This is a genomic window from Clostridium tarantellae, from assembly GCF_009295725.1.
In the GTDB taxonomy this organism is placed as follows: domain Bacteria; phylum Bacillota; class Clostridia; order Clostridiales; family Clostridiaceae; genus Sarcina; species Sarcina tarantellae.
Map to the genome: position 1 here is coordinate 1 of NZ_WHJC01000096.1, position 11,894 is coordinate 11,894.

Annotated in this window: 10 protein-coding genes and 1 riboswitch; of the genes, 3 read left to right on the forward strand and 7 right to left on the reverse strand. The window is 27.2% G+C overall.

Features of this window, described 5'->3' with window-relative positions; genetic code table 11:
- The first annotated feature begins 109 nt into the window (after nt 1-109).
- A complete protein-coding gene (locus tag GBZ86_RS07975; RefSeq protein ID WP_152889440.1) occupies nt 110-655 on the forward strand; it encodes an FUSC family protein in 546 nt (181 codons plus the stop codon).
- Between the two features lie 24 nt (nt 656-679).
- Nucleotides 680-1,225 carry an FUSC family protein gene (locus GBZ86_RS07980; protein ID WP_152889442.1) on the forward strand — a complete coding sequence of 182 codons (546 nt, stop codon included), beginning with the start codon at nt 680-682 and terminating at the stop codon, nt 1,223-1,225.
- Nucleotides 1,226-1,273: 48 nt separating this feature from the next.
- On the opposite strand, the gene GBZ86_RS07985 is transcribed toward GBZ86_RS07980, so the two are convergent.
- From GBZ86_RS07985 to GBZ86_RS08015, 7 genes are all read right to left on the reverse strand, one after another.
- On the reverse strand, nt 1,274-3,010 hold the full coding sequence (locus GBZ86_RS07985) for a Na+/H+ antiporter NhaC family protein (protein ID WP_422678913.1): 1,737 nt from the start codon (nt 3,008-3,010) through the stop codon (nt 1,274-1,276).
- Nucleotides 3,011-3,124: 114 nt separating this feature from the next.
- Nucleotides 3,125-3,298, reverse strand: a riboswitch (Lysine riboswitch).
- Between the two features lie 81 nt (nt 3,299-3,379).
- The gene (locus GBZ86_RS07990) at nt 3,380-4,984 is read right to left on the reverse strand and encodes an ABC1 kinase family protein (RefSeq protein ID WP_152889444.1); all 1,605 of its coding nucleotides are present in this window, start codon (nt 4,982-4,984) and stop codon (nt 3,380-3,382) included.
- Between the two features lie 66 nt (nt 4,985-5,050).
- Nucleotides 5,051-5,434, reverse strand: a complete 384-nt coding sequence (locus GBZ86_RS07995; protein ID WP_152889446.1) for a hypothetical protein — start codon at nt 5,432-5,434, stop codon at nt 5,051-5,053.
- Between the two features lie 162 nt (nt 5,435-5,596).
- Nucleotides 5,597-6,841 carry an aminopeptidase P family protein gene (locus GBZ86_RS08000; RefSeq protein ID WP_152889448.1) on the reverse strand — a complete coding sequence of 415 codons (1,245 nt, stop codon included), beginning with the start codon at nt 6,839-6,841 and terminating at the stop codon, nt 5,597-5,599.
- 145 nt (nt 6,842-6,986) lie between these two features.
- The gene (adhE, locus tag GBZ86_RS08005; protein WP_152889449.1) at nt 6,987-9,584 is read right to left on the reverse strand and encodes a bifunctional acetaldehyde-CoA/alcohol dehydrogenase; all 2,598 of its coding nucleotides are present in this window, start codon (nt 9,582-9,584) and stop codon (nt 6,987-6,989) included.
- Between the two features lie 546 nt (nt 9,585-10,130).
- Nucleotides 10,131-10,661 carry a spore maturation protein gene (locus GBZ86_RS08010; protein ID WP_152889451.1) on the reverse strand — a complete coding sequence of 177 codons (531 nt, stop codon included), beginning with the start codon at nt 10,659-10,661 and terminating at the stop codon, nt 10,131-10,133.
- Between the two features lie 11 nt (nt 10,662-10,672).
- Complete coding sequence (locus GBZ86_RS08015; protein ID WP_152889453.1) at nt 10,673-11,248, reverse strand: nucleoside recognition domain-containing protein; 576 nt, start codon at nt 11,246-11,248, stop codon at nt 10,673-10,675.
- Between the two features lie 114 nt (nt 11,249-11,362).
- On the opposite strand from GBZ86_RS08015, the gene GBZ86_RS08020 reads away from it, so the two are divergent.
- Nucleotides 11,363-11,548: a hypothetical protein gene (locus tag GBZ86_RS08020; protein ID WP_152889454.1), complete on the forward strand. Its 186-nt coding sequence runs from the start codon at nt 11,363-11,365 to the stop codon at nt 11,546-11,548.
- Nucleotides 11,549-11,894: the final 346 nt, after the last annotated feature.

The window sequence follows — 11,894 nt, forward strand, 5'->3', positions numbered from 1 at the left end:
AATTTAAATATTATACAAGCATTATATGTTAAAACAAATTTTAATTTATTTAAAAATATTATGTTATAATATTTTTAAATATATAACTTAGGAGATGAATCTAACCATTATGCTAAACTTAAAACTACCTAAAATAGGAGCTCGTAACATAAAAACTGCTTTATCAGTAGTTATTTGCGTTTTATTATTTAAGGTACTAAAAAGACCATATCCTTTTTACGCATGTATAGCTGCAGTAATTTGTATGAAGGATAATGTAAAAAATTCCGTTAAAATAGGAAAAAATAGAATGATAGGAACTCTAATTGGGGGATTAGTAGGACTTGTTATAACTCTTATTGCTAAAAAATTTAATCTTGAAAATTTTAGTGCTTTATTTACAGGTTTAGGAATAGTTACAACCATCTATAGCTGTAATTTATGTAAAAAAAAGGAATCTGTTACTATAGCTTGTATAGTATTAATAGCTATTATGGTTAATCTTAAAGGTACTGCTCCTTTTGCCTATGCTTTTAATAGAATATTGGATACTTTTGTAGGCATTATAGTAGCATTATTAATAAATAAATTTATATGTAATAATGAAAAAATTAAAATAGAAAAAAAATTAGAAGAAGATTTAAAGAAAATAGAAAATTTTAAAATTCGCTTATAAAATAAAATTAATAGGGGGAAACTAATGAAAAACTTTAATTTACCACCAATAGGTGCACGTAATTTAAAAACTGCTTTAGCTGCATTTATATGTATAATTCTTTTTCAAATTTTAAATAAACCTAGTGCATTTTTTGCTTGTATTGCTTCTATGATGTGTATGCAAGATACATTTGAAAACTCTATTAAAATGGGAAAAAATAGAATGATAGGTACTTTAATAGGTGGATTAGTTGGATTGATTATAACCTTTCTTTCTATTAAGTTAGGCAATTCAGAATTTGTATGCGCTATTCTCACAGCCTTAGGAACTATTGCTTCTATTTATCTTTGCGTACTTTCTAAAGCTAAAGGTGCTGTTAATAGTGCTTGTATTGTTACTTTTGCAATTTTAACTAATATAAAAGGATCAGCTTCTTATATATATGCAATAAATAGAATAATAGATACTTTTATTGGAGTTATTATCGGAATTCTTGTAAATAGACATATTTATCCTTATTCTAAGAATAAAATTATAAATGAAAAGAATGATGATAAATTATGTAATAAGAAAAATAAGAAATATTAAATAAAATGATAAGGTGAAAAATTTACCTTATCATTTTTTAATTTCTTCTTAATTTTCATTTATTATATACTCTATTTCTTCTTGTGAAGATTCTACTTTTTTACCTGCAATCATTGTTAATATAAATAATGCTATAAAAGCTATTGGAAGTACAATCCATACACTTATACCTAACCCAGCTGGAATATACCCAAATACTATAGTTATAAATCCAACAAATAAAGAGTACCATATTTGTGTTTTAACATGATCTATATGGTTACATCCTGCTCCTGTTGAGGATAAAATTGTTGTATCTGATATTGGAGAACAATGATCTCCAAAAATAGCTCCTGTTAAAACAGCAGATGTACTTATAATTACAAAATTCATTTCAGGATTAATTGCATAAGCTAAAGGTATTGCAAGAGGCATTAATATTCCCATTGTTCCATAAGCTGTTCCTGTTGCAAATGCAATTATTGAACCTAATATAAATATTAATGCTGGTAATAAAAATGCAGGAATAGCAACTTTTAATATTTCTACTAAGTACATAGCTGTTCCTAACTCTTTTATTACTGAACTTAATGACCATGCTAATATAAGAATTACACCTGTTATTAATAAACCTTTCATTCCCTCAATCCAAGTTTCTATAGCTTCTGATAAAGTAAATATTTTTTTACTTACAGCCATAACAATTGCTATTATACTTGCAGCTAATGCTGATTGAAATAATGCCACTGAAGCATCAGCATTAGAAAATGCTTGTTGTATTGCATAAAAGCTAACTGGTGAATTTTCAATAGTTTGTTGTAATACTAAATCTTCTCCTCCCATTATTGCTGTCCATCCACTATAATAAAAACTTATAAGTGAAAATATTATTAAAGCTCCTATTGGAATTAAAGCATTCCATATACTTAATTTTACACCTTCCTTAGGTTCTAATTCTTTCATTGTTGATGCAACTTCTGCTTCTGCAATAACTTGTCTCCTTCTAGCACGTCTTTCTGCTTTTAACATTGGACCAAACTCTCTTACCGTTACTGCTGTTATTACAACAAAAGCTAATATTAATAAATTATAAAATCTATATGGAATAGTTTTTAAAAAAATTCCAAAAGCATCAACTTCTTGACCAATACTATTAAAGGCATCTCCTATTAGTCCAACTTCTAATCCAATCCAAGTAGAGATTATTGCTAATCCAGCTATAGGTGCTGCTGTAGCATCTATAACAAAAGCTAACTTTTCTCTTGAAATTCCTATCTTATCAGTAACAGGCCTCATTATGGGACCAACTATTAATGCATTTGCATAATCATCAAAAAATACAGCTAAGCCTAAAAGCCATGTAGTTAATTGAGCACTTTTTACACTTTTAGCTTTTTTAGCTAATGCTTCTGCTATAGCTTTAGCACCTCCCATTTTGGCTACTAAATGTATAACCCCACCTATAACCAAAACTTGTAGAACTATTCCAGCATTCCACGGATCTGCTAAAGAATTTAATGCTCTTTGTACAAAATCAAGAAATCCTTGAATTAAAGCAAAAACTATATTAAATCCATTTAATTGCAACATAATACATCCTGTCATAGTTCCTATAAATAAAGAAACTACCACATTCTTTGTTATAAATGCTAATATTATTGATACTAATGGTGGCAATATAGTCCATATACCAAATTTAGTTGAATTTATAGTTGCTGCTTCTTCAGTAGCAAAAACTAATGTTGAACATAACAACAATGTTGTTATTAATGTAGATATAAACAACGTAACTCTTTTCCTCTCCACCTTAAAATCCCCCTTAAAATATTCATTTAAATATAAATAGACCTTGAGTAATCACCCAAGGTCTCTATCTACTGTAATTAAATGTATTTAAACACTTCTATTACATAAAGCACATCAGATGATAGCACTCCACAAATAATATTGTGACAGTGTAACATATATTTTATGCTACCCCAGAAACTAACTCTAAAGTATAAGTTAGTCACTTCGGCGATAATTCCTTTCCTATTTCATTACTGGACTTCTCCTAAAAATAGTACTTTTAATCATCGCACCTCTATCTCTTCTAAATTATTCATTTTATTAATATATTTATACACTAAATTAAATATCTATTCAATAGTTAAAATTTGTTTATCGTTAAAAATTTTACAAGAAACCTGATTTTATTATAGATATTAAAAGCCAAAATCCAAATATAGCTGAAACTGCATAACCAATAACTCCCATTAAAGATAATCCATCATATAATGGACCAGTATTTAATTTCAAAACTAAGGAAGATGCTATAACCATACAGCCCACTACTAATGCAAAAGATAACCTATTTACCATCTTATTAAGCTGAAAAATTAAATTCTTTATTTCTTTTACCTCTATCTTTACTTTTACGCGTCCTTTTGAAATACTATCAGCTAATTCATTAATTTTGCTTGGTATTTTAAATCCATCTAAAGTAAATTTATATAATTTTAATCCAATATCATCTAATGTTAATTTATCCAACAAATCTAATTTATCTTTATTTTTTATAAAAGATATTATTACATCCATTATCTCTAAATCAGGATCTAAATTAGTAAGTACGCCTTCTAATATAATTACAGATCTTATTAAAGATACAAACTCTTTTGGTAGTTGAATATTATTTCTTGATGAAATATCAAAAATTTCATTAAGAAATTCAGATATTTTTATTCCACTTAAAGAAATTGATGTATATTTAGTCAACAAAAATTTACAATCATCTCTTAATGTACTTTCATCAACCTCACCTGTTTTAACTCCAACAGTTAAAATAAAAGAAACTATTCCATCAACATCCTCTAAAGCAACATAAGTAATTGCTTTATTCATAGCCTTTTTTAAACTTTTATCTAATTGACCTACTATTCCAAAATCTATATATACTATTTTTCTATTAGATATAAGTAAATTACCAGGATGAGGATCTCCATGAAAAAAGCCATCATCAAAAATTTGCTTGCAAAATGATAAAGATAATTTTTTAGCAATATCTTCTCTATCATATCCATTTTCATATAACTTATTTATCTCAGATATTTTAAATCCATCTATCTCTTCCATAGTTAAAACTCTTTCAGAGCAAATTAATTTTAATGGCTGTGGTGATGTTATACATACAACACCTTCATTAAATTCTCTAAATTTAACCATATTTGAATATTCTACCAGAAAATTTAATTCTTTTTTTGTGGATTCTTCAATTTCATTTATTGCTTCCATAGGATTTATTAAACTATTATTAAATTTATGCTTTACTAACTTCACTATTCTTTTTATTATAGCTAAATCCAAATTCATTTTTTCTTTAATATCACTATGCTGAATTTTTACTACAACTTTCGTTCCATCTTTTAATATTCCTTTATGTACTTGTGCTATCGAAGCAGAAGCTAAGGGCTTTGGTGAAAAATATAAAAAATAATCTTCTATATTCTTACCAAAATCTTCATAGAAAACTTTTTTTACAGTTTCTATATTATCAGTATAAATGTTACAATCTTGAAGCTTTTCTAATTCTTTAATATATTCTTTAGGTAATATATCAGGACGTGTACTTAATATTTGACCTAACTTTATAAATGTAGCACCTAATTCTTCAAAAGCTTTTCTTAATGCTACTGGCGAAGGCTCTCCACCCTTCTTTTTTGCATTAACTACATATCCAAAACCGTAATGGGTAAAAACTTTTACAATTTCTTTAAACCTATTTACCCTACTTTCTTTCATGGAGAACCAATCCTTTCTATTTAGTAATAGACCTAAAAGACAGTCTAAATAGACTGTCTTTTAAATTTATTTTTCTTCTAATATATCAATTTTATTTTTTAACTTTATTTCTAATTCATCTACTTTAGAACTTAATTTTTCTAATTCACATATCTTATTTTTTAAAATTTTAAGTTCTTCCTCAACATCAATATTATATTCTGCAATCATAAGTCTTATATCCTCTTTTGTTAAAGGTCTTAACTCATCAATTTTTTCCATCATAACATTCGTTGCTTGATTAGTTTTAACTTCTACATCTTTCTTTAGTTGTTCAGATAATTCTTTGCCTTCTTCTATGGTTATTTTACCTTTTCTAACCATTTCATTAATGTTTTTATCTATATTTTCATAAACAGTAGCTACTGTTCCCACTGCAGCTAGCATTATTTTTTTTAAATCACTAATCATTTAAATCATCTCCTAATATTTATTTAAATCTAAAAAAATTATCTAATACAAACACTGAAAAACAAATAAATTTATATAATATATTAAACTTACATACTAAAAAATTACTTAGTATTTTTTAAATAACTTAAACAATTTTTTAATATACATTTCATAAAAAATTTATATATTATTCATAAAATTTTCTATATCTTTAATAGATTTAATACAGTTTTTAGTTAGAACTTCATTTCCATCTTTAGTTATTAAAACATCATCTTCTATTCTAATACCTATATTTTCTTCTTCTATATAAATTCCAGGTTCAACAGTTAAAACCATTCCTTCTTTTAGTTCGCCCCATCTTTCACCTACATCATGTGTATCTAATCCTAAACTATGACCTATTGAATGATAATAATATTTTTTAAAATCATTTTTATTATTTATTAAACCTAATTTAATACACTCTTCACCAATTAATTCATTAGCTTTATTATTTAATTCTAAAAAAGTAATTCCTGGTCTAATCATGGAAATAATAGTTTCATTCACTTTTAATACTGACTCATAAACTTCTTTTTGTCTTTCAGTAAATTTACCATTAACCGGAAATGTTCTAGATATATCCGCATTATAATAATTAATTTGAGCTCCTAAATCAAATAGTATTAAATCTCCATCTCTTAGTAAACTATCATTGCTTACATAATGCAATACTGTTGAATTTTTTCCTGAAGCTGCTATAGTTTTAAAAGCAAAATCTTTAACTCCTTGTTGTTTTATATAGAAATCAAAATAAGCTTCTAGTTCATATTCTTTCATATTGCACTTACATTTTTTCATTAAAAGCTCAACACCTTTAGTAGTTATATCTATAGCTTTTTTTATTTCTTCTATTTCTTCAGCACATTTTATTTTTCTAAGCTCTGCAATTAAATTATAAGCATTTTCTATTTGTACATTTGCATATTTATCTCTTAAATTTTTCGCAAACTTTTGTGTTTCTGTTAAATCATCCTCATAACTTCTTCTCTCTAAATCTAAATAAACATTTTTTATTTTTCCTGAAATAAATTTGTTATTTAAATCATTAAAAAGCTCATCTAAAAATTTTATTTCATTTATTCCTGTAATATTTTTAGCTTCATCTTTTCTTAAAGTTTTTCCATTCCATTTTTCCATAACAGGATCTGGTCTTAATATATATAATACTTCATTAACTTTTTTATTTATCTTCTCTAAAACTAAAATATGATGTTCTTCATGAACTCCTGTCATATAATAGAAATTCCTATTAGGAGTAAATGCATATTTTTCATCTGCTGTTTTTTGCTTTGCTTCACCTGCAAATAAAATTACTATTGAATTATCAGATATTTTTTTTAGTAATTTATTTCTATTGCTAATATAAACTTTATTATTCATATTTACACCTCTTTTCTATATATTTACTTAATATAATTTTACTACTAACTTTCTGTAAATCAATAGAATATTTAAATTATTGTAAAAATAACCTTTTTGATACAAAAAGACATCACCTAAAGGTGATGTCTTTTCAATCTATATATTAAACTCTCTCATGAGTTCCTTCAAAACCATTTATATACATTTGTTTTATTTCGCTTATTAATGGATATCTTGGATTAGCTCCTGTACATTGATCATCAAATGCATCTTCACTCATTTGATCTAATGTAGCATAAAAATCTTCTTTTGATACTCCACATTCAGCTATTGTATTTGGTATACCAACTGTTTTCTTAAGATTATCTATAGCTTCAATTAACTTCTCAACTTTCTCTTCTTCAGTTCTTCCACCTAATCTTAAGTAATCAGCAATTTGTGCATATCTCCACTTAGCATTTGGATATTTATATTGTGGGAATGCAGTTTGTTTTCTTGGATTGTCAACTGCGTTAAATCTTATTGTCTCATTTATTAATAATCCATTAGCAACACCATGAGCTACATGATGAGCCGCTCCTAATTTATGAGCCATTGAGTGACAAACTCCTAAGAAAGAGTTAGCAAATGCCATACCAGCTATTGTTGAAGCATGAGCCATTTTCTCTCTAGCTTTTATATTTGTAGTTCCTTCACTATAAGCTAATGGTAAGTATTTAAATACTAATCTTATAGCTTCTAATGATAATCCATTAGTAAAATCTGAAGCTAAAACTGATACATAAGCCTCTATAGCATGAACTAATGCGTCAACACCTGATGCAGCTGTTAAACCTTTTGGCATATTCATCATTAATTCAGCATCTACGATAGCCATATCTGGAGTTAATTCATAATCTGCTAATGGGTATTTTGTTCCTGTAGCATCATCTGTAATAACTGCAAATGGAGTTACTTCTGAACCAGTACCAGCTGAAGTTGGTATTGAAACCATCATAGCCTTATCTCCCATATGTGGGAATTTGTAAATTCTTTTTCTTATATCCATGAATGTCATAGCTAAATCTTCGAATACTACTTCTGGATGTTCATATAATACCCACATAATCTTAGCGGCATCCATTGGTGAGCCTCCACCTAATGCAATTATTGTATCTGGTTGGTAAGCTTTCATTGCCTCAGCACCTTTTTTAGCTACTGATAATGTTGGATCTGGCGTAACTTGAGAGAATATTCTAAAGTCTATTCCACATTCTTCTAATACTGATGTTATCTTATCTACATATCCTAAATCTGCTAAAACTCTATCTGTTACTATGAAAACTTTCTTTCTTCCCATTTCTTTAAGTTCTCTTAAAGCAACTCCTAAACAACCATATTTGAAGTATACTTTTTCTGGAATTCTAAACCAAAGCATATTTTCTCTCCTTTCAGCTACACTCTTGATGTTAAGTAGGTGTTTAGGTCCTACGTTTTCTGAAACTGAGTTTCCACCCCAAGATCCACAACCTAAAGTTAAAGATGGTGCTAACTTAAAGTTATATATATCTCCTATAGCTCCCTGTGTTGATGGCATATTAATTATTGTTCTACCAGTCTTCATCATAGCACCAAATTTTTTAATTCTATCTTTTGATTTTTGAGTATCAGTATATAAAACAGATGTATGACCAAATCCACCTAATTCAACTAATCTTTCTGCTTTAGCTAAAGCTTCATCAAAAGTCTTAGCTTTATACATTCCTAATACTGGTGATAATTTTTCATGTGAAAACTCTTCTTCTAACTCTACTGATTCAACTTCACCTATTAATACTTTAGTATCTTTTGCAACTTTAACTCCAGCCATTTCTGCTATTTTCCAAGCTGGTTGACCAACTATTTTAGCATTTAATGCTCCGTTTACTATTATAGTTTTTCTTACTTTATCTACTTCATCACCTTTTAAGAAATAAGCTCCTCTTTCTTTAAACTCTTTCTTAACAGCGTTGTATATTGAATCCATTACTATTACTGTTTGTTCTGATGCACAAATTACCCCATTATCAAAAGTTTTTGATAAAAGAATTGAACTTACTGCCATTTTTATATGAGCTGTGTCATCAATTATAGCTGGTGTATTACCAGCACCAACTCCGATAGCTGGTTTACCTGATGAGTAAGCTGCTTTAACCATTCCTGGACCACCAGTAGCTAATGTTATATCTGCTTCTGACATTAATCTTTGTGACATCTCAATTGATGGCTCATCTATCCATCCAATTATATGCTCTGGAGCCCCAGCCTTAATAGCAGCATCTAAAACTATTTTTGCAGCTGATATTGTAGCATTTTTAGCTCTTGGATGTGGTGAAAAAATTATTCCGTTTCTTGTTTTTAAAGAAATTAAAGCTTTAAATATAGCTGTTGAAGTTGGGTTAGTAGTAGGTACTACTGCTGCAACAACTCCTATTGGTTCAGCCATCTTAGTTATACCAAATGATTCATCTTTTTCAATAACTCCACAAGTTTTTTCATCTTTATACTTGTTATATATGTATTCTGAAGCAAAATGGTTTTTTATAACCTTATCTTCAACTATTCCCATTCCTGATTCTTCAACTGCCATTTTTGCTAACTTAATTCTAGCATTATTAGCAGCTAATGCAGCTTCTCTAAATATTTTATCAACTTGCTCTTGAGAATACGTAGCAAATTCTTTTTGAGCCGCTCTCACTTGCTCTAATTTGTTATTTAATTCATCCATATTAGTTACTTTCATTAATAGCCACTATATTACAGATCATATCGTGCCATAAAATCTGTAATCTCCTTTCTTAAAATTAATACTATATTACTCAATTTTTGCACATTTAATTTTCTTCTTAATTATTTGCATCTTTAGTTAAATTATTAACTTCATTTTTTTGTTTATTATAGAAATTTATTTCAAATATTTGTTTTCAACTTTCTTACATTCACATAATAACACCATATTTTAAAATTTGCTAGACTTTTTTTTACATTTTTTACATTTATTCTACAAATATTAGTTAAAAATTTAACGATTTTTTATTTTTTAAGAGTTTGTTAATTTTTCTACAGTTTATTTAACAAATTAATATATATTTTTCAAAAATAAACCATATAATTAAATCGTTTTCATGTTTATTCGAAAAAATTAATAATAAAATTTAATTTTTTCGAATAAATTCATTATATAGTATGCTTTTAATATATACATTTTATACTTATTAAATATATAAAAAATTATATTTTAAAATTATTTAAAAAATTCTAAAAAAAACAAAGCTTTGTTAATTATTAATCAAAGATTATTAAATAATATATCTACCATTAATATAGCCATTATTATTGCTGTAATATCTGCCATAATAGCTGCCCATAGCGTATGCCTTATTTTTTTTACTCCTATTGCACCAAAATATACAGTAATAGTATAGAAAATTGTTTCTGTTGTTCCCATAATAACTGAAGCTATTAATCCTATATAAGTATCTGGACCTACCATTTTTATTATTTCAGTAAAAATTCCTAATGCTCCACTACCAGAAAGAGGCTTTATTAAAACTAATGAAATTAATTCTTTAGGTAATCCAATCAAATTCACAAAAGGAGCTAAAAAATTATTAAGTAACTCTAAAAGATTAGCATCTTTAAATATTCTTACTGCTACCATCATAGCTAATAAAGCTGGAAATATTCTTATACAAACTTGTAATCCTTCTTTTGCTCCCTCTAAAAACCATTCATAAACTTTTTTTCCTTTAAACATTCCATAAGCTATAATTATTAAAAGTATTATTGGTATTATGCTATTTGTTAAATAATTTTTCAAATTTTCCCCTCCTAGAAATATCTTTGCAATATCTTACAACATATTACTCCCACTAAACATGCAATAGTCGTTGATAAAATAGCTGGCACTATTATACTAGCTGGATTATTTGAACCAGCTGCAGCTCTAATAGATATAACAGTTGATGGTAATAATTGTATGCAAGCTGCATTCATAACTAAAAATAATGCCATATCATTAGAAGCATGCCCCTTTTTTGTATTTGATTTGCTTAGTTCTTCCATAGCTTTTATTCCAAAAGGAGTAGCAGCATTAGATAATCCTAACATATTTGCTGTTAAATTCATTACAATAGCTCCCATAGCTTCTTCATTTTGTGAACTTTCTTTAAATAAAATTTTTAATACTGGTTTTACTAGCTTTGCTAAATTAGAAGTCAACCCACTTTTTTCTGCTACTTTCATTACTCCACACCAAAAACACATTATTCCTACTAATGAAATTATAAAATTTGTAGCTCCTTGAGCTGAATCCATTATTCCTTTAGACATAAATTCACCCTTACCTGTTAGTAGTCCAAAAATTACGCCAATAAATATAATTCCAAACCATATGTAATTAATCATATTTCCTCCTTAACAATAAATAATTTCTGTATAATATATGCCTTGCAATGGAATTTTAGTAGTGTTACCATTAAAGTATAGAATGCAAAATTATTGCTAAAGGAGAAATTTAATATGAATGAAAATAACTTAAAATTAGCTCAACAAGATATTGAAGATGCATTAAAAGCAGTTGAAAACTTAGAAATAAAATTAAATTGTAATGAATTATCAAAGGATTTACTAAAAGAACAATTTGTTATGCTTACAGATAAACTACAAAATTTAGAAGATATATTAAAAACTGAAGGAATTTTTTAATTTTTATATAAAATAAAAGCAGGAATTACTCCAATGTCATTAAGATAAGATATTTTTTTATATCAAGCTTTCCTAGAAAATAAAATTTTTCTGGGAAAGCTTTTTGTTACCTAGAAATATTATTTTAAAATTTATTTTTAGGTATGACTAATAAGCAGACTGATAATCTGCTTTTTGAATTTCTTTAATTTTTATGCTACTCTATAAATGAAACTTACGGGAGATTGGGCGCGAAGCTTTCGACGGTCTTGCCTGCCTTTTCTTACCGGTAAAATATTTTGTTGAATTAATAATTCAACTGATGGTAGATTTCTCTTATTAGAGCATTTGAAAAAGTATCTGCAAA

What these genes read in the sequence shown, in the direction of transcription:
- GBZ86_RS08000 (WP_152889448.1), bottom strand. Translation starts at nt 6,841, where the DNA reads ATGAATAATAAAGTTTATATTAGCAATAGAAATAAATTACTAAAAAAA.
- adhE (WP_152889449.1), bottom strand. Translation starts at nt 9,584, where the DNA reads ATGAAAGTAACTAATATGGATGAATTAAATAACAAATTAGAGCAAGTG.
- GBZ86_RS07995 (WP_152889446.1), bottom strand. Translation starts at nt 5,434, where the DNA reads ATGATTAGTGATTTAAAAAAAATAATGCTAGCTGCAGTGGGAACAGTA.
- GBZ86_RS08015 (WP_152889453.1), bottom strand. Translation starts at nt 11,248, where the DNA reads ATGATTAATTACATATGGTTTGGAATTATATTTATTGGCGTAATTTTT.
- GBZ86_RS08020 (WP_152889454.1), top strand. Translation starts at nt 11,363, where the DNA reads ATGAATGAAAATAACTTAAAATTAGCTCAACAAGATATTGAAGATGCA.
- GBZ86_RS07980 (WP_152889442.1), top strand. Translation starts at nt 680, where the DNA reads ATGAAAAACTTTAATTTACCACCAATAGGTGCACGTAATTTAAAAACT.
- GBZ86_RS07975 (WP_152889440.1), top strand. Translation starts at nt 110, where the DNA reads ATGCTAAACTTAAAACTACCTAAAATAGGAGCTCGTAACATAAAAACT.
- GBZ86_RS07990 (WP_152889444.1), bottom strand. Translation starts at nt 4,984, where the DNA reads ATGAAAGAAAGTAGGGTAAATAGGTTTAAAGAAATTGTAAAAGTTTTT.